Genomic DNA, 20,425 nt, shown 5'->3' on the forward strand with positions numbered 1-20,425 from the left:
CGAGCCCGGCGGCGGGGCTCCGCTACAGTGGCGGGGGCTCCCGCGACGCCCGCGTCCGGTGCCCGCACCGTCCCCTCCCCGAAGGAAGCGCACTCGTGACAAAGCCGGTCGTCCTGATCGCCGAAGAACTCTCGCCCGCCACCGTCGACGCTCTCGGTCCCGACTTCGAGATCCGCTCCGTGGACGGCACCGACCGCCCGGCGCTGCTCGAGGCGCTCGGCACCGCCGACGCGATCCTCGTGCGCTCGGCGACGCAGGTCGACGCCGAGGCCATCGCCGCGGCGCCCTCGCTCAAGGTGATCGCGCGCGCGGGAGTGGGCCTCGACAACGTCGACATCACCGCCGCGACCGCCGCCGGTGTCATGGTCGTCAACGCGCCGACCTCCAACATCATCTCGGCGGCCGAGTTGACCGTGGGCCACATCCTGAGCCTCGCCCGCCACATCCCCGCGGCGCACAGCGCGCTCGCGCAGGGCCTGTGGAAGCGGTCGAAGTACACGGGCACCGAGCTCTACGAGAAGACCGTCGGCATCATCGGCCTCGGCCGCATCGGCGCGCTGATCACCGCTCGCCTGCAGGCCTTCGGCGTCGACGTCGTCGCTTACGACCCGTACGTCACGAGCGCCCGCGCGCAGCAGCTCGGAGTGACGCTCCTGCCGCTCGATGAGCTCCTCGCGCAGAGCGACTTCATCACCATCCACATGCCGCGCACCCCCGAGACCACGGGGATGATCTCGGACGAGCAGCTCGCGCTGATGAAGCCGACCGCGTACATCGTCAACGTGGCGCGCGGCGGCCTCATCGACGAGGACGCCCTGCACCGCGCCCTCGTCGCGAACACGATCGCCGGCGCCGGGCTCGACGTGTTCGTGAAGGAGCCGCCGGTCGGCTCGCCGCTGCTCGCCCTCGAGAACGTGGTCGTCACTCCGCACCTCGGAGCGTCGACCGACGAGGCGCAGGAGAAGGCGGGCGTCTCGGTCGCCAAGTCGGTGCGCCTCGCGCTCTCGGGCGAGCTCGTGCCGGACGCCGTCAACGTCGCCGGCGGCGTCATCGACGAGTACGTGCGCCCCGGCATCCCGCTGGTCGAGAAGCTCGGCCAGGTCTTCGCGGGCCTGGCGCACTCTCCCGTCACCTCCATCGACGTCGAGGTGCGCGGCGAGCTCGCCGCGTACGACGTCAAGGTGCTCAAGCTCGCGGCGCTCAAGGGCGTCTTCACGAACGTCGTGTCGGAGACGGTCTCGTACGTGAACGCTCCCGTCCTCGCCGAGCAGCGCGGCATCGAGGTGCGCCTGATCACCGACGGCGTCTCGGACGAGTACCGCAACCTGATCACGCTGCGCGGCGCCCTCTCGGACGGCTCGCAGATCTCGGTCTCGGGCACGCTCACCGGCACCAAGCAGGTCGAGAAGCTCGTCGCCGTCAACGGCTACGACGTCGAGGTGCCGATCGCGAAGCACCACGTCGTGATGAGCTACGTCGACCGCCCCGGGATCGTCGCGGTCTACGGGCGCGAGTTCGGCGAGGCCTCCGTCAACATCGCCGGGATGCAGATCGCGCGCACCGAGGCGGGCGGCAAGGCCCTCTCGGTGATCACCATCGACTCGCCGGCGCCGGCGGGCCTGCTCGAGAAGGTCCGCGTCGCGATCGACGCCGACATCATGCAGGAGATCGACATCACGGAGCAGTAGCCCCGTCGCTCACCGAGCACGACCCGAGCCCGTCCCGCGCACCGTCGCGGGGCGGGCTCCGTCGTCGGCGCGGTGCGCGCGGCGCTCAGTCGCCGCGCGGGGCCAGGAGGCGGTCGATGACCGCGAGGACGTCCTCCGCTTCGCCGCGCGACTGCTGGCCCGTGGGCAGCAGGGCGGAGTTGTAGTAGAGGCCGTCGCTCATCAGGACGATCGCGCGGGCGACCAGCGGATCGCCGACGGCCTCGACGACGACGTCGTTCCAGCTGTCGTGGATCCGGGCGAGGGCGGCGCTCGCCCGCTCGTCGTGGCCCTGCGCGATGCGCGAGACGGCGAGGATCGTGCGGTCGAAGGGGGTGTCGGCGGCGAACGAGGTGCGGATCAGGTACGGGACCACGCCCTCGTCGGACGTGCGGATGCGGTCGATGTCCTCGGCGAGGCGCTCGTCGAGCCGTGCGACGAGTCCGTCGACCAGCGCGTCCTTCGAGGGGAAGTGGTAGAGCAGGCCGCCCTTGGAGACTCCGGCCGCGCGGGCGACGGCGTCGAGGGTGGCCGCGCGCTCGCCCTGCTCGTTCAGCAGCTCCTCGAACGCGTCGAGGACGCGGTCGCGAGCGGGGGAGGCGGGAGGCATGCGCCCCATCCTACGGTCGGCCTTGCGCTACTGTACCGGCTGGACGGTATACTCCTCGGGTCGCCTGCTGCGCGCCGTCCGGTGCCGGCGCGACGTCGATCCGAGAGAGAGCACCACCGTGTCCGCCCGCACCGCCCCCGTCACCGTTCCGCCCACCTCCGCCGCGCTCGCCGAGGACCGCGTCGGCCGCCGAGCCTGGTTCGCCCTCGCGGTGCTGATGCTGCCGGTGCTGCTGGTCTCGGTCGACAACACGGTGCTGAACTTCGCGCTGCCGCTGATCGCCGAGGACCTCGGACCCACGGGCACCGAGCTGCTCTGGATCGTCGACGCGTACCCGCTGGTCCTCGCGGGCCTCCTCGTGGCGATGGGCAGCCTGGGCGACCGGGTCGGCCGGCGGAAGCTGCTCGTGATCGGCGCGATCGGCTTCGCCGTCGTCTCGATCGCCGCGGCGTTCGCTCCGACGGCCGGTGCGCTCATCGCGGCCCGCGCGGCGCTGGGCCTCTTCGGCGCGACGCTCATGCCCTCGACGCTGTCGCTCCTGCGCAGCCTCTTCCCGAACCGCGACCAGCGCCGTCTCGCGATCGCGATCTGGGCGACCGGGTTCGCGGTCGGCTCCGCGGTCGGTCCGCTCGTCGGCGGGGTGCTGCTCGAGAGCTTCCCCTGGGGCTCGGTGTTCCTGCTCGCGGTGCCCGTGCTGCTGCCGCTGGTCGTGCTCGCGCCGATCCTCGTGCCGGAGTCGCGCGACCCGCAGCCGGGGCCCGTGGACGTCGTCAGCATCCTGCTCTCGCTCGCGACCATGGCGCCCCTCGTCTACGCGGTGAAGTCGGTGGCCGAGCACGGCGTCGACGCGGTGGCCGCGACCGCCCTCGTCGTCGGCGTGGTGAGCGGCGTGCTGTTCGTGCGGCGCCAGCAGCGGCGCGCGGTGCCGATGCTCGACCTGTCGCTCTTCCGCCGCGGCTCGTTCAGCGCGGCCATCGTGGTGAACCTCCTCAGCGTCGTGGCGCTCGTCGGCGGACTCTTCTTCGTCTCGCAGCACCTGCAGCTGGTCATCGGGCTCTCGCCGCTGCAGGCCGGGCTCGTGCTCGTGCCGGGGCTCGCGGTGATGATCCTGGCGGGGCTCGGCGTCGTTCCGGTCGCGCGGCGCATCACTCCGCGGCTCGTCGTGCCCGCCGGGCTCGTGGTCTCGGCGGTCGGCTACGCGCTGCTGGCGATCGGCAGCGGGGCGGAGGGAGGCGCGACGGCGCTGACCGTCGCCGTCGCGTTCGCGTTCCTCGGCCTGGGCATCGGGGCGGCCGAGACGGTGTCGAACGAGCTCGTGCTCGCGAACGCGCCGGCCGACAAGGCGGGGGCCGCGTCCGCGGTGTCCGAGACGGCGTACGAGCTGGGCGCGGTGCTGGGGACGGCGACGCTGGGCACGGTGCTGACGTCGGCGTACCGCAGCGGAGTCGTGCTGCCCGCCGGCCTCGACGCCGATCAGGTGCAGCGCGCGGGGGAGACCCTGGGCGGCGCGGTCGCGGTGGCGGGCGAGCTGCCCGCCGACTCCGCCGCGAGCCTGCTGGCCTCGGCCGGCGCCGCGTTCGACGCGGGAGTCGGCTGGTCGGCCTGGATCGGCGTCGGCCTGGTGCTGTTCGCGGCGGTCGTCGCGGCCTGGCGGCTGCGGCGCAGCTGAGCGGCCCGAGAGTACGCTGGGACCGTCTCTGCCCCGCACTGCTCGCGCACTGCCCCCGCACGCCTGAGGATGCCCCATGCCCCGCACCGTGAAGCTCGCCGTCATCCCCGGAGACGGGATCGGACCGGAGGTGATCGCCGAGGCCGTGAAGGTCCTCGACGCCGTCACCGCCGACTCCGACCTGGTGATCGAGAAGACGCCGTTCTCGCTCGGGGCGGCCCGGTTCCTCGAGACCGGCGACGTGCTGACCGACGAGGACCTCGCGGCGATCGCGGCGCACGACGCGATCCTCCTGGGTGCCGTCGGCGGCGTGCCCGGCGACCCGCGCCTGAAGGACGCGAACATCGAGCGCGGGCTGCTGCTGCGCCTGCGCTTCGCGCTCGACCACTACGTGAACCTGCGCCCGACCCGGGTGTACCCGGGCGTCCCGTCGCCGCTGTCCGCGCCGGGCGACGTCGACTTCGTGGTCGTCCGCGAGGGCACCGAGGGTCCGTACGTCGGCAACGGCGGAGCGATCCGCCAGGGCACCCCGCACGAGATCGCGAACGAGGTGTCGGTGAACACCGCCTACGGGGTGGAGCGGGTGGTGCGCCACGCGTTCGAGCTGGCCCGCAAGCGCCGCTCGAAGCTCACGCTGGTGCACAAGACGAACGTGCTCGTCTTCTCCGGATCGCTGTGGAAGCGGCTGGTCGACGAGGTGGGGGCCACCTACCAGGACGTGGCCGTCGATTACCTCCACGTGGACGCCGCCACGATCTTCCTCGTGACCGACCCTGCTAGGTTCGACGTCATCGTCACCGACAACCTCTTCGGCGACATCCTCACCGATCTGGCCGGCGCGATCAGCGGCGGCATCGGCCTCGCCGCCTCGGGCAACATCAACCCCGACGGCGCGTTCCCCAGCATGTTCGAGCCGGTCCACGGATCCGCGCCCGACATCGCCGGGAAGCAGCTCGCCGATCCGACCGCCGCGATCCTCTCGGTGGCACTGCTGCTGGACCACCTGGGCCGGCCCGACGAGGCCGCCCGCGTGACGGCCGCGGTGACCGCCGACATCGAGTCCCGCGACGGCTCCGCCCGCGCCACCTCGGCGATCGGCGACGCCGTCGTCGCCCGGCTGAGCTGAACCGGCCCCCACTCCCGACGCTCCCGACGAAAGACACCGAGATGACCATCCCCCTCCCGCTCGCCCCCCAGGACCTCGCCTTCCAGGTGACTCCGAACCCCGAGCCGCGCTCGATCGAGGAGCGCGACCGGATCCTGGCCGACCCCGGCTTCGGCGTCTTCTTCACCGACCACATGGTCGACATCTGCTGGTCGCGCACCGGCGGCTGGCACCGCCCGCGCGTGCAGCCCTACGGCCCCATCGCGCTCGACCCGGCCGCGGCGGTCCTGCACTACGCGCAGGAGATCTTCGAGGGGATGAAGGCCTACCGCCACGCGGACGGCTCCGTCTGGACGTTCCGCCCCGAGGCGAACGCCGCGCGCCTGCAGCGCTCGGCCCGCCGTCTGGCGCTGCCCGAGCTGCCGACGGAGCACTTCATCGAGTCGCTGCGCCAGCTGATCGCGGTCGACGGCGACTGGGTGCCCTCGGAGCCCGAGACGAGCCTGTACCTGCGGCCCTTCATGTTCGCGAAGGAGGCGTTCCTGGGGGTCCGCGCGGCGGAGAAGGTCGGCTACTACGTGATCGCGAGCCCCGCCGGCGCCTACTTCTCGGGCGGCGTCGCTCCGGTGTCGATCTGGCTGTCGACCTCGTACGCCCGCGCGGGCAAGGGCGGCACGGGAGCCGCCAAGACCGGCGGCAACTACGCCTCGTCGCTCCTGCCGCAGCAGGAGGCCTACGAGCACGGCTGCGCGCAGGTGCTGTTCCTCGATTCGCAGGAGTCGCAGTACATCGAGGAGCTCGGCGGCATGAACGTGGTGCTCGTCAAGAAGGACGGCACGCTCGTCACTCCGGAGTCGGACTCGATCCTCGAGGGCATCACGCGCGACAGCGTGCTGCAGCTCGCCGAGGACCGCGGGCACCGCGTGGAGCGTCGCCGCGTGAGCATCGACGAGTGGCGCGACGGGGTGGCGTCGGGCGACGTCGTGGAGGTGTTCGCGTGCGGGACCGCCGCGGTCATCACTCCGATCGCCGAGCTCAAGGGCGAGGGCTTCTCGGTCGGGCACGCGGACGCGCCCGCCGGCGAGCTCACGATGTCGCTGCGGGAGGAGCTGACCGGCATCCAGTACGGACGCCGCGAGGACCGGCACGGATGGATGACGAGGTTGGACGCATGAAGATCGCACGATTCGCCACGCAGCGCTCGGGGGACAACGGGGGAGCGATCCACTTCGGGATCGTCGACGAGGACGACCTCGTCGTGCTCGCCGGGGACCCCATGTTCGCGGGCTTCGACACGACCGGGGAGCGCATCCCGATCTCGGAGGCGAAGCTCCTCGCCCCGGTCATCCCGCGCTCGAAGGTCGTCGGCATCGGCAAGAACTACTCGGACCACGCGGCCGAGATGGGCGGCGACGCTCCTGCTGAGCCGCTGATGTTCCTCAAGCCGAACACGTCGGTGATCGGTCCGGACGAGGCGATCGTGCTTCCCGAGGACAGCCGGCAGGTGGACTACGAGGGCGAGCTCGCGGTCGTGATCGGAGCCGTCGCGCGGAACGTGCGGGCGGAGGACTACGAGGACGTCGTCTTCGGGTACACGATCGCCAACGACGTCACCGCCCGCGACCTGCAGAAGAGCGACGGCCAGTGGGCGCGCGCCAAGGGCTACGACACGTTCTGCCCGATCGGGCCGGTCATCGAGACGGAGTTCGTCTGGAACGAGGCGGCGCTGGAGACGCGCGTGAACGGGCGCCGCGTGCAGTCCGGGAACACGGGCGACATGATCCACGGGGTGCCCGAGATCATCGCCTACGTGTCGCGGGTGTTCACGCTGCTGCCGGGGGACATCATCCTGACCGGAACGCCGGCCGGGATCGGGCCGATCGCGAACGGGGACGCCGTGGCGATCGACATCGAGGGCATCGGGACGCTGTTCAATCCGGTGATCGTCCGGGGCTGATCGCGCGACGATCCGGAAAGGCCTTCCACCTGCGGGTGGGAGGCCCGGCCGCGAGTCCGGGCGCGTCAGTCGGCGGTGGTCGGGCCGGTCGTCTCGTCGGGGAGCTCGTCGTCGTCGGCGACGGAGTCGCCTCCGCTGTCGAGGTCGGTGACCTGATCGGAGGTGCCGCGGTCGATCGCGGTGCCGCCGGGAGCGGCTCCCGCCATCGAGGCGTCGGTCGCGTCCTCGCCGGGCAGGGTGGTCTGCGCGCCGTCGACGGCGGTCGGATCGGCACCCGCGGTCGAGCCGGCTCCGGTGGTCTGCTCGGGGAGGTCCTCGTTCGCCATGGTGGCTCCTTTCCAGTCGGTCGACCCAGCCCAGCACCCGCTGCGGCAGCGGCGCAGGACGTTGACAAATGCGCCGAGGGAGCGTCCGGCGCGTCGCAGGGACCGGCCCGTGGGAGCGCTTCACCGTGCTCCCCCGAGCTGTCAAGCGGAGTCGCTCGAAGAGGTGTTCGACGTAGCGTCGAAGGCATGAACTCGTCCCGGAACGACCCCGTCGCACGCATCGCCCGAGAGGACTTCGGCTGGACGTCGCTCCTGCCGGGGCAGCGCGAGGCGATTGAATCGGCGGCCTCCGGGCGCGACACCCTGCTGGTCCTCGCGACCGGCGGCGGCAAGTCGGCGGTGTACCAGATCGCGGGGGCCGAGCGGGGCGGAGTGGTCCTCGTGGTCTCTCCGCTGGTCGCGCTCCAGGCCGATCAGCTCGCCTCGATCGAGGCGGCGCCGGCCGCACCCCCGGCCGTCGCGGTCAACTCCTCGCTGGGCGCCGCGGCCGTCGCCCGCGCCTGGGAGCGGATCGACGAGGGCGGACCGCTGTACGTGCTGCTCGCGCCGGAGCAGCTGGCGAAGGCCGAGAACGTGGCGCGGCTCGCGAAGGCGGGCGTCTCGCTCCTCGTGGTCGACGAGGCGCACTGCGTCTCGAGCTGGGGCCACGACTTCCGGCCCGACTACCTGCGTCTCGCGGACGTCCGCGGCGAGCTGGGCGATCCTCCGGTGCTCGCGATGACCGCGACGGCGTCGGGACCGGTGCGCGCCGAGATCATCGAGCGACTGCGGATGACCGACCCCGAGGTGCAGGTCCACGGGGTGGACCGGCCCGAGATCCGGCTCGTCGTGCACCGCCACGAGAGCGAGAACGAGAAGCGCGCGGCGGTCGTCGAGGAGGCGCGCAGCTGGACGGCTCCGGGGCTCGTCTACGTCGCGACGCGCAAGGAGACCGAGACGTACGCGGCGGAGATCGGCGCGGAGGGCCGCACGGTCGCGGCGTACCACGCGGGGCTCAAGGTGTCGGAGCGCCGCGAGGTCCACGAGCGCTGGCGCGCGGGCGAGCTCGACGTCGTCGTGGCCACCTCGGCGTTCGGCATGGGGATCGACCGGGCCGACGTGCGCTTCGTGCTGCACGCGACGACGACGGAGTCGCTCGATGCGTACTACCAGGAGATCGGACGCGCGGGGCGCGACGGCGAGCCCGCGACGGGGGCGCTGCACTACCGCGCCGAGGACCTCGGGCTCCGCCGCTTCTTCGCCAAGCGCTCGATCGACAAGGCGGCGCTGCGGGTGATCTGGGCCGCGGTCACCGCGGAGCCCGGCCGGACGATCGCGGAGCTCGCGGACGAGCTCGGGAAGCCCGCCCGGACGCTCTCCCGACTCGTCAACGACCTCGCCGACGCCGACCTGATCGAGACCGGGAAGGGCGTCCGCCCGACCCGCGAGGCGAGCGCCGACGACGCCGTGCAGGCGGTGGCCGACGCCGTCGCCTCCCGCGAGCGGATCGCCGAGTCGCGGCTGTCGATGATGCGCGCGTACGCCGAGACGCAGCAGTGCCGGCGCCGGGTGCTGCTCGACTACTTCGGCGTCGAGGGCCCGGAGTGGTGCGGCAACTGCGACGGCTGCGAGCGGCACGAGGCGCAGCAGGAGGCGGCCTCGACGGCGCCGGCCGACGCTCCGCTCTCGGTCGACGAGTCGGTCGAGCACCGCGAGTGGGGCACCGGCACGGTCATGAGCGTGGAGTCGGACCGGGCGACGATCTTCTTCGAGTCCGAGGGCTACAAGGTGCTGTCGTTCCAGGCCCTGGAGTCGGGAGTGCTGCGCGAGCGCGAGGGCGCGACGGTCTGATCGCTCCGGGAAGTCCCGCTCCGGGACCGGGGAGAGGCCCCTCGCGCACCGCCGGTCGGCGGGCGCGAGGGGCCTCTCGCGTGGTGGGTCAGACGTTCGAGACGGCCGAGCTCACCGCGGTGGGGGCGTCGTAGTCGCCCTCGGGGATCGCGCGCAGAGCGTCGAGGACGTCGCTGGGAGCGTTCTCCTTCTCTGCGGTCTCGACGATCGTGTCCTTCGAGGCGGGGTAGTCGATTCCCGAGAGGTACTTCTGGATCTGGATCGGGTTGGGTGCGTCCATGGTGCTGTCCTTTCGTCGCCGTGCTGGTGGTGGCGCCGGTGTCACCGGCTGTGCTCTTCGGCGAAGAGCCGGTCGAAGACGTCGACGCGCCGGTCGGTGACCGTCGTGGGCGTCTCGAGGTGGACGGCGCCGCTGGGGATGAGCCCCGCGCCGCCGAACCGCTCCATGACGCGCCACTGCGCGGCGACGTCCTCGCCGCTGTGCTCCGGGGGCAGCTGCTCCCAGAAGTCGAAGCCGCCGCTGGCCACGAGGGCGTCGCGGCGGTAGAGGACGCAGGCGCCGAGCCAGGCGACGCGATAGGCGCGCCAGTCGCCCTCGGCCAGGTCGAGCCGGGCGGCGAGATGCGTCAGGTTCGCCGCGTTGTGCAGCGGCCAGCGCTCGAACTCCGTCGTGCCGCGGCGGATCCGTTCGGGCTGCACGCCGTCGTCCCACGGCTCGAAGGCGGTCTGCTCGTGCGGGCGCTCGTCCTGGAGGTAGGACAGGCCCTGCACCGCGGAGCCGACGAAGCCGCAGCCGAGGCGCTCGAGCGCCTCGTGCAGACGGAGCAGCGTGCCCGGTTCGAGCCACACGTCGTCGTCCAGGAACAGGACGGCCGGGGCGGTGGACAGCGAGAGCAGGTACTGGCGCTGCTCGGCGAGACCGCGGCGCGGGAGGTGACGGGTGACGGACGGCGCCCGGCCCTGCGCCTCCAGAACGCGCAGCATGGCGAGCACGGTCGGATCGTTCTCGGCGACCGCGTCGTCGGACTGGTCGCTGAGGAAAACGCGGAACGCCGGATCGTCCTGCGCCGCGAGACCGGCGAGGGTCGCGGCCAGTTCGGCGCGGCGCCCGACGGTCGGCACGAGCACGTCGATCAGCGGAGCGTCGGGCTCGGTGGGCCGCCCCCACCGGCCCGACCAGCGCCGGCTGGTCACCGCGGGGCCGCCGATCGGATGCGCTGCACCATCTCGGTGGTGGAGTGCTCGGACACGTAGCCGACGGTGGTGACGGTGCCGCCGTAGGAGCGGACGACCACCGCCTCCTGGAGCATGTCGGGGTTGTAGTCGCCGCCCTTGACGTACACGTGCGGTTGGATGCGCTCGAGCAGCGGGATGGGGGTGTCGCCGCTGAAGAGCGTGACGTAGTCGACGCAGCCGAGCTCGGCGATCACTCCGGCTCGGTCGCCCTCGGGATTGATCGGGCGGCCCTCGCCCTTGAGGCGGCGGACGGAGTCGTCGTCGTTCACGGCCACGACCAGCACGTCGCCGAGCTCCCGCGCCTGGCGGAGGTAGGCGGTGTGGCCGCGGTGCAGGACGTCGAAGCAGCCGTTCGTGAAGACGACCCGGCGGCCGCGGCGCGACTCCTCGGCGAGCACCTCGACGAGGCGGTCCTCGCCGAGGACCACGGCGCCGGGGGCGGCGAGGGAGGCGAGGAGGTCGTCGGCCGAGCAGACGGACGTGCCGGGGCGCTGGACCACGACGTCGGCCGCCGCCTGGGCGAGGTCGACGGCGGTGGCCAGGGAGCGGCCTGCGGCGAGGGCGAGCGTGGCGGTGGCGGCGAACGTGTCGCCGGCTCCGGACGCCTGCTTCTCCTCCGCGGGCTGCGCGAAGGTGCGGCTGACGGTGCCGTCGGCATCGAGGGCGACCGAGCCCTCGCGATCGAGGGTGACCACGACGTGACGGGCGCCGGAGCGCTCGCGGAGGGCATCGGCAGCGTCGCGGACGGCGGTCGCCCTCGCTGCTCCCCGGCCGAGGGTCGCGCCCAGGAGCGCCTCCGCCTCCTTCGCGTTCGGCGTGACGAGGTCGGGGCGGGCGAAGGCCCAGTCGGCGAGCTCGTGCGCGTCGATCACGAGCAGGCCCGGGCGGTGCTCGGCGAGCACACGCTCGACGGCCGCGCGGAGGATGCCGGAGCCGTAGTCGCAGACGAGCACGGCGTCGGCGCCCTCGGCCGCCCGCACGGCGAGCTCGGCGAGCCGCGCGATCTCGTCGTCGGAGGGACGGTGCGGTCCGGAGTCGACGCGCAGCATCACGCTGTCGCCGCCGACCACGCGGGTCTTGATCGTGGTGGCGGCGGCGGTCCGGAGGATCGACCCGGTGTCCAGGCCCGCCCGCTCGAGCGACGCGATCAGGCGGTCGCCCTCGGGATCGCGGCCCGCGACTCCGACCGTGCGGACCTCGGCACCCAGGGCGCGCAGGTTCGCGGCGGTGTTGGCGGCACCGCCGGCGACGTCCACGACGTCGTCGAGGCGGAGGACCGGGGCCGGAGCCTCGCGCGTCACGCGCTCGGCGTCGCCCAGCCACCAGGAGTCGAGGATCAGGTCGCCGACGACGGCGACGACCGGCGGGTGCTCGCGCACGTGCGCGACGAGCGCGCTCGCTCGCTGGAGTGCGGAGCCCTCGAGGCTCATCGCGCGCCGCCGGGCAGCACGGGGAGGCCGAAGTGGACGACCGTGGTGGTGGTCATCTCGTCCAGCAGCTCGGGGCCGTAACCGAAACCGGATCCGCTGGTGCCGCGGGGCTGGGCGCTGCCGCCGGGAGCGCCTCCGAAGACGGCGTTGATCTTCACGGTGCCGACCGGCAGCGCCGCCGCGGCGCGGTGCGCGTGCTCCATGTCGGCCGTGAGCACCGTGGCGGCGAGGCCGTAGGGGCTCGCGGCGGCGCGGAGGAGCGCCTCGTCGAAGTCGTCGACGACGACGATCGGAGCGACGGGGCCGAAGGTCTCCTCGGTCATCACGAGCATCTCGTCGGTGCAGTCGGCGAGGACCGTGGCCGGGTAGAAGGTGCCGTCGCCGGGCTCGCCGCCGGTGAGGGCGCGGGCGCCCGACTCGAGCGCCTCGGTCACGTGCTCGTGCACGGCGTCGCGCATCCGGGCGTCGACGAGGCGGGGGAGCGGGCCCGCACTCCAGCGGTCGGCCTCGGCGACGAGCGCCGCGGTGAACGCGTCGGCGACGGCGCGGTGCACGTAGATCCGCTCGACGGAGGTGCAGATCTGGCCGGCGTTGGCGAAGGCGCCCAGAGCGGCCTGCTCGGCGGCCCAGACCGGGTCGACGTCGGCGTCGACGACGAGCGCGTCGTTGCCGCCGTTCTCGAGGATCACGTGCGCACCGGTGACGGCGGCGACGCGGGCGAGCGCACGGCCGGTGGCCGTGGATCCGACGTGCGCGAGGACGGCGACGCCCTCGGTGCGGGCCAGGGCGTCGCCGACGGCGCCGTCCCCCTCGACGAGCGTCAGGACGCCCTCGGGGAGGGCCTCGGCGAGGATCCGCGTGAAGAGGGCGCCGGTGCCAGGGCTGCGCTCGCTCGGCTTGTGGACGACGACATCGCCCGAGACGATCGCGGCGCCGAGCATGCCGGCGGCGACGGCGACGGGGTCGTTCCACGGGGTGAGCGCGAGGACGACGCCGCGCGGGTGCGGGAGGGCGAGGTCGACGTTGAGGGCGCCGCCGCGGAGCGACTTGCCGCGGTGCAGCGGGCCGAGCTCGGCGTACTGGAGGAGCGTGTCGACTCCGGCGCGGACGCCGCCGAGGGCGTCCCCCGCGGGCTTGCCGGTCTCGTCGGTGTTGAGGGCGGCGAGCTCCTCCTCGCGTTCGGCGACGCGGTGCGCGGCGGCGCGGAGGAGGGCCCCGCGCTCGGCGGGCGGGGTGGCGGCCCAGCCGGGGAACGCGGCGCGGGCGCGGGCGACGGCGGCGGTCGCGGTGTCGGTGGTGCTGCGGGGGGCGTCGTCCGCGGTGGCGGAGTCGGCGGGGGTCGCGGTGTCGATGGTCACGGTCACCTCTCGTTCCAAGGCTCGCCGGAGGCGGCGGGCGCGTCTGCCCACGTCCGGTACCCCGGGGGTCCGCGCCTAGACACGGCGCGCGGGATCGCCGGACGGGGTTGCGCGCGGGGCGGGTGGTGCGGCGCGGTTCCGCAGAAGTTGCGGGGGAGGCGCGCGGTTGCCGCAACTTCTGGAGGAGCGGGAGGGCGCCCGCGAGGAGGGGCGGGCGCGGTTCCGCAGAAGTTGCGGGAGAGGCGCGCGCTTACCGCAACTTCTGGAGAAGGGCGGGGGCGATCGGGAGGAGGGGCCGGCGCGGTTCCGCAGATGTTGCGGGAGAGGCGCGCGTTTACCGGGACTTCTGGAGGAGGGAGTCGGCGAGCAGGGGAGGGTGGAAAGGGGACGAGTGGTGACGCGCCTCGGAGCCGCTCAGGCCGCGCCGAGGCGCGTCACCGCGGAGGCGATCGCGGGGGTGGTCTCGCCGTCCGGCCAGCGGAGGACGACGCCCTCGCCCGGGACGAGGCGGCCGATCGGAGCGGTCGCGGCGCGCGGCGTGCGCATCCGCCCCCGGCCCGGCCGGTCGGCGGTGAGCATCGCGAAGCCGGGGAAGCAGGAGAGCCAGTCGGCGACTCCGGCGGCGGCGGGGCGGGGGATCGCGGCGACGTCGAGCTCGGCGGCGGTGCCGGACGCCTCGGCGAGCATGCCGACGGTGCCGACGAGGCCCGCCATGCTGACGTCCTTCGCGCCGTCGGGAGCGCAGGCGCCGACGCTGGCGGCGAGGGATCGCAGGACGTCGGGTGAGCGGCCGGAGGTCGAGTCCCACTGGGCTCCCGCATATCCGGGGCGCCAGGATCCGCTCAGATCGGCGGTCAGGCTCAGCTCGTGACCGAGCGGGGCGGAGCCGGGGACCGGGCGGGAGGTCCGGCCCAACCCCGTCACGGACAGCGCGGCGGGGACGCCGAGCTGGGTGTGCCCGCCGAGCAGTGGAACGCCCCAGGCCTCGGACGCCGCGCGGAGGCCGCGCAGGATGCGGGCGGCGGAGCCTGCGTCGCGGGCGCCGACCGCGTCGAGCAGGCCCACGGGATCCGCGCCCATGGCGGTGAGGTCGTTCACGTTCACGAGCACCGAGCACCAGCCCGCCCACTCCGGATCGCGCTCGACCATCGAGGGGACGATCGCGTCGCAGACGGCGATGAGGTCGGAGCCGGGCACGGGGGCGCCGTCGTCGCCGCGGAAGCCGGGGCCGCCGAGCTGACCGGCGAACGCCTCGAGCAGCGGTCCGAGGGAGGCCTTCGCCGCGCGGGCGAGGCGGTCGAAGCGGTCGATCGGGCAGCGCATCCGCACGTGCGGCAGGCCCGCGAGGTCGGCGGTGCCCAGGCGGTCCCAGCCGAGGCGGCGGAAGAGGACCTCGTTCTGCCGCTGCACGGTCGCCTCGAAGCGGATCACTCCGCGCGACTCCGCCTCGGCGCACGCGGCGCGCACGAGGGCGGCGCCCAGCCCGGCCGCTCCGCGGGCGTCGCGGCGGACCACGAGGCGGCTGCCGGTCCACCAGCCGAGGTCCTGCTCGAGCGCGGGCGCGAGGCGCACTCCGCCGACGACCTCGCCGCCGAGGCGGGCGACGAGCACGACTGTGCGGGGATCGTCGTCGAGGGCGTCGCGATCGTCGGAGTCGAAGAGCTGCTGCTCCTCGACGAACACCGCACGGCGCAGGGCGCGGTAGGCGCGGGCGTCGGCCGCGTCGGCGACTCCGATCGACGGCAGGGCGGCTGGAGTGGTCCTCCGCACACCCTCGAGGATCGACAGCTCCATCAGGCGCCGGCGGTCTTCAGCACGCCGCACGCGCCGCAGGCGGCGCAGCCCGCCTTCTGGCCCGACGACAGCATGCCGGCGGCGATGAGCAGCGCGGCCACCTGCTCGCTGACCGTCTCGAGGAGCGAGCCGGCGGGCGGGAGGACGTGGTCGACCTCCGTCGCGAGCGTGCCCTTCAGGGGGCGGAACGGGACGACGAACGGGTACACCCCCATCTCGATCAGCTCGCCGGCGCTGGCTACGAGCTGGTCCGGGTCCTCGCCGAGGCCGACGAGGAGGTAGGTCGAGACCTGGTTGCGGCCGAAGATCCGCACGGCCTCCGTCCACGCCTCCTTGTACTTCTCGGTCGAGACGCGGGCCTTGCCGGGGGTCCAGCGGCGGCGGATGTCGTCGTCCATCGACTCGATGTGGATGCCGATCGAGAGGGCGCCGGCGTCCTTGAGCTCCTGCAGCGCCGCGAGATCCTCGGGCGGTTCGCACTGCACCTGGATCGGCAGCCCGGGCACGGCCTCGAGCACGGCGCGGACGCAGCGGGCGAGGTGGCGGGCGCCCCGGTCGCGGCCCTTGGAGGTGCCGGTCGTCATCACCATCTGGCGGATGCCGTCGAGCCGGGCGGCCGCCTCGGCGACCTCGGCGAGCTGCGCGGGGGTCTTCACCGCGATGGTGGAGTCGTTCTTCAGCGACGCCTCGATGGCGCAGAAGCGGCAGCGCTCCGCCTCGTCGTAGCGCATGCAGGTCTGCACGACGGTGGTGGCGAGGATGTTGCGGCCGTGCAGCCGGGCGATCTTCTCGTACGAGACGCCGTCGGCGGTCGCGAGGTCGTAGAAGCGCGGGCGCTTCACCGGCTCGACGTCCAGGCCGATGTCGGCGCCGTCGAGCAGCAGGCGGCCGTTGGTGACGGAGTAGGGGCTGCGCGGGTTCACGGGGATCGCGGCGCCGAGGCCGCCGAGCACGACGTGGCCGTCGTCGCTCGGGCCGGCTCCGGCCTCGCGGTGCACGGGGGCGTCGACGCGGATGCCCTGCAGGGCGATGTCGACGCGGGTGCGCAGCGGAGTCGCTCCGCAGGACGAGTCGGCGGAGTCGGACGGGATCGAGTGGGAGGCGGTGCGCAGGCGGGGCATCTGCAGATCGGTCATGGGGCTCCTCGGTGCATCGAGTCGAGCGGTGCGCGGCGCGGACGTCCGTCGCCGTGACCACCCATTAGAGGCGCCGGGTGTTTCCGAACGATGACATCGGGAACGCGATCGTGTTACATCGGCGACGGCTGTCGTGTAACGCAGGCTTCTTCCGCTCGAAACCACACGGAAACAGGAGCGGCCTTGACTGATCGGTACCGGGAGGCGTCCTCGACGACCCGGCCCCGTCGCTCCGCTCGTCCGGATCCGCCCCGAGCGACACCCGCATCACAGCACGACCGCATCACCGGCTCTCCTGTCCTTGCTCGACTCGCACCGTGCTCAGGCGCGGTCGTCCCCCCTCGCACCTGCGCCCCTCGGCGCAGGCCCTCGACGAACCCCGGAGGTTCCCGTGTCCGACATCGAAGACCAGATCACCGCCAACATCGAGAAGTCGCGCTCCGAGATCGCGCACCCGTCGCTCCCGAACGGCAGCAACCTCTACGGCTCCACCAAGGTGTTCCCCGACTACCAGGCCGAGCCCGGCCAGTCGTACTTCACGCTCGTGCAACGCATCGCCCACGAGTCCTCCGTCAGCTTCGTCGCGATCCTGCAGGCGACCCGCGCCGCCCGGAAGGGCTTCGAGTCGGCCGTCTACTTCTACGGCCCCGGCACGATCAACGCGATGGCGACCCGCGGCTTCCCCACGGTCGGCGACTCCGGATTCCCGGGCGAGCAGAACATCAACAACGCGCTGAAGACGTTCATCGACGAGGGGAACCGCGTCTTCGTCTGCCGCTTCGGCATGGCGCTGCACGGCCTCCGCGAGGAGGACCTGATCGAGGGCACGATCCCGTGCCACCCGCTCGACGTGCAGGACGCCGTCATCCACTACGCCCGCAAGGGCGCCATCATCAACTCCACCTACAACCTCTAGGCGCCCGCGATGACCGTCGTCGGATCCGTCGCGGCCAACTTCACCCGCGACCTCGACCAGAACTATGCGCTCATCCAGGCGCTCGTCGACGAGGCGAGGGAGAAGCGCGTCGAGTTCCTCGCGCTGCCCGAGGCCGCGATAGGCGGCTACCTCTCCTCGCTCGGCAACCACGGCGACACCCTCCGCACCACCACGCGATCCCTGCCCCCGGCGATCTCGCTCGACGGGCCGGAGCTGCGTCGGGTGCAGGAGATCGCGGGCGACCTGCTCGTCGCGATCGGCTTCTGCGAGCTCGACGAGGACGGCGAGACGCGGTACAACGCGGCGGCGCTGCTGGACGGCGGGCAGGTCTACGGCAGCTACCGCAAGGTGCACCAGCCGCTGGGCGAGCACATGTCGTACTCGCCGGGCCCCGGCTACGCGGTGCACGACACCCCGGTCGGCCGCGTCGGCCTGCAGATCTGCTACGACAAGGCGTTCCCGGAGGCGGCGCGCTCGATGGCGCTCGACGGCGCCGAGATCATCGCCTCGCTCTCGGCGTGGCCGGCCGCGCGCACGGCGACGGCCGAGAACCTGCAGGAGGACCGCTGGACCTACCGGTTCAACCAGTTCGACATCGCCCGGGCGCTCGACAACCAGGTCTTCTGGATGGCGTCGAACCAGTCGGGCACGTTCGGGTCGCTGCGCTACGTCGGCAACGCGAAGGTCGTGGATCCGGGCGGCAACATCCTCGCGACGACGCTGCTGGGCTCGGGGATGGCCGTCGCCGAGATCGATGTGCAGGGCACGTTCGAGGCGATGCGCGGCGGGATGTTCCACCTCCGCGACCGCCGCCCCGACGCGTACGACATCGACCGGGTCTGGAGCGGGGGCCTCGTCCATGCCTGAGATGACCTTCTCCGTGCGCTGGCCCGACGGCGTCGAGGAGCGCTGCTACTCGCCGAGCCTGGTGATGCACGACTTCCTCGCCGCGGGCGAGAGCTACCCGCTCGAGGACTTCGTCGACCGCTCGAGCGAGGCCCTGCGCATCGCGAGCGACCGCGTCCGCGCGAAGTTCGGCTTCGCCTGCACCTCCGCGATGCAGCAGGAGGCGGACATCGTCGCCGCGGCCGCCCGCTTCGACGGCGGACGCGTCCGCGTGCTGGCCATGGATCCGCCGGCGGTGCCCTCGTGACGGCGCTCGAGAACGGCCGGCACGTCGAGGTCGCGGTGATCGGAGCGGGCCAGGCCGGCCTCTCGATCAGCCGTCACCTCACCGACGACGGGATCGACCACCTGGTGATCGAGCGCGACACGATCGCGCACGACTGGCTCGACCGGCGGTGGAGCAACTTCACGCTGGTCACGCCGAACTGGCAGTGCCGTCTGCCCGGCTACCCGTACGACGGCGACGATCCCGACGGGTTCATGACGCGCGACGAGGTCCACGCGTGGGTCCGCCGCTACGCCGAGTCGTTCGACGCGCCGGTGGCCGAGGGCACCGAGGTGCTGCGGATGCGCGAACGCGAGGGCGGCGGGTTCGAGGTCGTCACCTCGCGCGGCACGATCACGGCCGACCGCGTCGTCGTGGCCACCGGCGGCTACCACCGCCCGGTGCTGCCGGCCGTGGCGCAGCGGATCCCTGACTCCGTCGCGCAGCTGCACTCGGCCGACTACCGCTCGGCGGCCGACCTGCCCGAGGGCGGCGTGTTCGTCGTCGGCTCCGGTCAGTCGGGCGCGCAGATCGCGGAGGACCTGTTCCTCGAGGGCCGCGAGGTGCACCTGGCGCTCGGCACGGCTCCGCGGGTCGCCCGCTTCTACCGCGGGCGCGACTGCGTCGCCTGGCTCGCGGACATGGGCGTCTACGACGTGCCCGTGCACGCGCAGGTCGGCGGCCTCTCGAAGCGGGAGTCGACGAACCACTACGTGACCGGGCGGGACGGAGGGCGCGACATCGACCTCCGAGCGTTCGCGCGCGACGGCATGCACATCTACGGCCGGCTGCAGAAGGTCGACGGCGGGGTGCTGCGCTTCGCGCCGACGGCGGAGGCGTCGCTGGACTACGCGGACTCGGTGGCGGAGTCGATCAAGAACGACATCGACGCCTACATCGAGCGCTCGGGAGTGGCGGCGCCGACCGAGGCGCGGTACGTCCCCGTCTGGCGGCCGGAGCGCGAGATCGAGGAGCTCGACCTCGCGGCGAGCGGCATCACGAGCGTGATCTGGGCGGTCGGCTTCCGCTCCGACTACTCCTGGGTGCAGGTCGGCGTCTTCGACGGAGCGGGGCACCCGACGCACCGCCGGGGGGCGACCGCCGTGCCGGGGCTCTACTTCGTGGGCCTGCCGTGGCTGCACACCTGGGGCTCCGGACGCTTCGAGGCGATCGCGCGCGACGCGGGCCACGTCGCGGAGCAGCTGCGCTCCGGACGCCGACTGGACCGGCTCGAGAGCACCGCGGTACGGTGACGCCCACCGGTCGCGGGGCCGGTCGCCGGGAAGAGGACCATGACGACGATCACCATGGCCGCCGTCGCGGCGCACTTCGGACGCGACCTCGAGCGGACCCTCGTGAAGCTGCCCGGGATGATCGCCAGCGCCCGCGAGCGCGGGATCGACCTGCTCGTGCTCCCCGACGCCACGCTCGGCGGCTACCTGCTCGACCTGCACCACCCGGGCCCCGACGATCTGCCGGAGGCGGTCGAGGTGGACGGACCGGAGGTGGCGGCGGTCGCCGAGATGGCCGGCGACATGACCGTCTGCTTCGGCATCGCCGAGCGGGCCCTCGAGGGCGGGGAGGCGCGGCGCTACAACTCCGCCGTCTGCGTGCAGGGCGGTGAGGTCATCGGCACGCACCGGAAGGTCCACCTGCCGCTGGGGGAGTCGCGGGTGTACGCGCCGGGCGACCGCTTCGGCGCCTTCGACAGCCCGGTCGGGCGGATCGGCATGATGATCGACTTCGACAAGACGTTCCCGGAGTCGGCGCGCTCGCTCGCGCTGGACGGGGCCGAGATCCTCTGCTGCCTGAGCGCGTGGCCCGCCAGTGTGACCGACCGCTCCGACCGCATCCGCAACGACCGTCAGGCGCACCTGTTCGACCTCTACGACTGCGCGCGGGCGGCCGAGAACCAGGTGTACCTCGTGTCCTCGAACCAGACCGGGGTGCTGGGCGGGCTGCGCTTCCTCGGCCAGGCGAAGGTCGTCGATCCGGCGGGCGAGATCGTGGCGAAGACCTGGGCGAAGGGCGGGCTCGCGACCGCGACGGACGACGTCGCCGCCTCCGTCGCCCGGGCCCGCCGCAGCATGGACCACCTCCGCGATCGGGCGGAGCACAGCTACCACCCCGGCGCGCGGCTCGCGCCCGACGAGGGCTGAC

Annotated in this window: 19 protein-coding genes; 11 read left to right on the plus strand and 8 right to left on the minus strand. The window is 73.1% G+C overall.

Features of this window, described 5'->3' with window-relative positions; genetic code table 11:
- Positions 1-95 precede the first annotated feature (95 nt).
- Positions 96-1,688, plus strand: a complete 1,593-nt coding sequence (gene serA / locus LRG51_RS17355; protein ID WP_055793554.1) for a phosphoglycerate dehydrogenase — start codon at positions 96-98, stop codon at positions 1,686-1,688.
- A gap of 85 nt (positions 1,689-1,773) precedes the next feature.
- Here the strand turns inward: serA and LRG51_RS17360 are convergent, their stop codons facing one another.
- Positions 1,774-2,316 (minus strand): TetR/AcrR family transcriptional regulator, encoded by a 543-nt coding sequence (locus LRG51_RS17360; protein ID WP_055793552.1) that lies wholly within the window; start codon positions 2,314-2,316, stop codon positions 1,774-1,776.
- Between the two features lie 118 nt (positions 2,317-2,434).
- Here LRG51_RS17360 and LRG51_RS17365 point away from each other — a divergent pair, with 118 nt between their 5' ends.
- The 4 genes from LRG51_RS17365 to LRG51_RS17380 all read left to right on the plus strand — a co-directional run bounded on the left by LRG51_RS17365 (position 2,435) and on the right by LRG51_RS17380 (position 7,047).
- Positions 2,435-3,985, plus strand: coding sequence for an MFS transporter (locus LRG51_RS17365; RefSeq protein ID WP_055793550.1), 1,551 nt, complete (start codon positions 2,435-2,437; stop codon positions 3,983-3,985).
- A 76-nt stretch (positions 3,986-4,061) separates the two neighbouring features.
- Positions 4,062-5,111, plus strand: coding sequence for a 3-isopropylmalate dehydrogenase (locus LRG51_RS17370; RefSeq protein WP_230673972.1), 1,050 nt, complete (start codon positions 4,062-4,064; stop codon positions 5,109-5,111).
- Positions 5,112-5,152: 41 nt separating this feature from the next.
- Positions 5,153-6,265, plus strand: a complete 1,113-nt coding sequence (locus LRG51_RS17375; protein ID WP_230673973.1) for a branched-chain amino acid aminotransferase — start codon at positions 5,153-5,155, stop codon at positions 6,263-6,265.
- Positions 6,262-7,047, plus strand: coding sequence for a fumarylacetoacetate hydrolase family protein (locus LRG51_RS17380; protein WP_230673974.1), 786 nt, complete (start codon positions 6,262-6,264; stop codon positions 7,045-7,047). The genes LRG51_RS17375 and LRG51_RS17380 overlap by 4 nt, the downstream gene beginning before the upstream one ends.
- A gap of 65 nt (positions 7,048-7,112) precedes the next feature.
- Here the strand turns inward: LRG51_RS17380 and LRG51_RS17385 are convergent, their stop codons facing one another.
- Positions 7,113-7,373, minus strand: a complete 261-nt coding sequence (locus LRG51_RS17385; RefSeq protein ID WP_056867655.1) for a hypothetical protein — start codon at positions 7,371-7,373, stop codon at positions 7,113-7,115.
- 186 nt (positions 7,374-7,559) lie between these two features.
- Between LRG51_RS17385 and LRG51_RS17390 the strand changes: the two genes are divergently transcribed.
- Complete coding sequence (locus LRG51_RS17390) at positions 7,560-9,203, plus strand: RecQ family ATP-dependent DNA helicase (RefSeq protein ID WP_230673975.1); 1,644 nt, start codon at positions 7,560-7,562, stop codon at positions 9,201-9,203.
- An 88-nt stretch (positions 9,204-9,291) separates the two neighbouring features.
- On the opposite strand, the gene LRG51_RS17395 is transcribed toward LRG51_RS17390, so the two are convergent.
- The 6 genes from LRG51_RS17395 to LRG51_RS17420 form a co-directional block, all read right to left on the minus strand.
- Positions 9,292-9,483 (minus strand): DUF2795 domain-containing protein, encoded by a 192-nt coding sequence (locus tag LRG51_RS17395; protein ID WP_055793540.1) that lies wholly within the window; start codon positions 9,481-9,483, stop codon positions 9,292-9,294.
- Between the two features lie 41 nt (positions 9,484-9,524).
- Positions 9,525-10,397, minus strand: coding sequence for a glycosyltransferase family 2 protein (locus tag LRG51_RS17400; protein ID WP_230673976.1), 873 nt, complete (start codon positions 10,395-10,397; stop codon positions 9,525-9,527).
- On the minus strand, positions 10,394-11,869 hold the full coding sequence (gene rfaE2 / locus LRG51_RS17405) for a D-glycero-beta-D-manno-heptose 1-phosphate adenylyltransferase (RefSeq protein ID WP_230673977.1): 1,476 nt from the start codon (positions 11,867-11,869) through the stop codon (positions 10,394-10,396). The genes LRG51_RS17400 and rfaE2 overlap by 4 nt, the downstream gene beginning before the upstream one ends.
- A complete protein-coding gene (locus tag LRG51_RS17410; protein ID WP_230673978.1) occupies positions 11,866-13,227 on the minus strand; it encodes an aldehyde dehydrogenase family protein in 1,362 nt (453 codons plus the stop codon). The genes rfaE2 and LRG51_RS17410 overlap by 4 nt, the downstream gene beginning before the upstream one ends.
- A 414-nt stretch (positions 13,228-13,641) precedes the next feature.
- Positions 13,642-15,051 (minus strand): MSMEG_0567/sll0787 family protein, encoded by a 1,410-nt coding sequence (locus LRG51_RS17415; RefSeq protein ID WP_230673979.1) that lies wholly within the window; start codon positions 15,049-15,051, stop codon positions 13,642-13,644.
- Positions 15,021-16,157 carry an MSMEG_0568 family radical SAM protein gene (locus tag LRG51_RS17420; RefSeq protein ID WP_230673980.1) on the minus strand — a complete coding sequence of 379 codons (1,137 nt, stop codon included), beginning with the start codon at positions 16,155-16,157 and terminating at the stop codon, positions 15,021-15,023. Before LRG51_RS17420 ends, LRG51_RS17415 begins: the two co-directional genes overlap by 31 nt.
- A 391-nt stretch (positions 16,158-16,548) precedes the next feature.
- Here LRG51_RS17420 and LRG51_RS17425 point away from each other — a divergent pair, with 391 nt between their 5' ends.
- Genes LRG51_RS17425 through LRG51_RS17445 form a run of 5 tightly spaced genes read left to right on the plus strand, consistent with a single transcriptional unit; the run spans position 16,549 to position 20,424 of the window.
- Positions 16,549-17,073, plus strand: a complete 525-nt coding sequence (locus LRG51_RS17425; protein WP_230673981.1) for an MSMEG_0572/Sll0783 family nitrogen starvation response protein — start codon at positions 16,549-16,551, stop codon at positions 17,071-17,073.
- Positions 17,074-17,082: 9 nt separating this feature from the next.
- Positions 17,083-17,961 carry a carbon-nitrogen hydrolase family protein gene (locus LRG51_RS17430; protein ID WP_230673982.1) on the plus strand — a complete coding sequence of 293 codons (879 nt, stop codon included), beginning with the start codon at positions 17,083-17,085 and terminating at the stop codon, positions 17,959-17,961.
- Position 17,962: 1 nt separating this feature from the next.
- The gene (locus LRG51_RS17435; RefSeq protein ID WP_230673983.1) at positions 17,963-18,247 is read left to right on the plus strand and encodes an MSMEG_0570 family nitrogen starvation response protein; all 285 of its coding nucleotides are present in this window, start codon (positions 17,963-17,965) and stop codon (positions 18,245-18,247) included.
- Positions 18,244-19,518 carry an MSMEG_0569 family flavin-dependent oxidoreductase gene (locus LRG51_RS17440; protein ID WP_230673984.1) on the plus strand — a complete coding sequence of 425 codons (1,275 nt, stop codon included), beginning with the start codon at positions 18,244-18,246 and terminating at the stop codon, positions 19,516-19,518. Before LRG51_RS17435 ends, LRG51_RS17440 begins: the two co-directional genes overlap by 4 nt.
- A 39-nt stretch (positions 19,519-19,557) precedes the next feature.
- Positions 19,558-20,424: a carbon-nitrogen hydrolase family protein gene (locus LRG51_RS17445; protein WP_230673985.1), complete on the plus strand. Its 867-nt coding sequence runs from the start codon at positions 19,558-19,560 to the stop codon at positions 20,422-20,424.
- Position 20,425: the final 1 nt, after the last annotated feature.

Origin of the sequence: Rathayibacter sp. Leaf248, from assembly GCF_920939495.1 — a bacterium.
Classification (GTDB): Bacteria; Actinomycetota; Actinomycetes; order Actinomycetales; family Microbacteriaceae; genus Rathayibacter; species Rathayibacter caricis.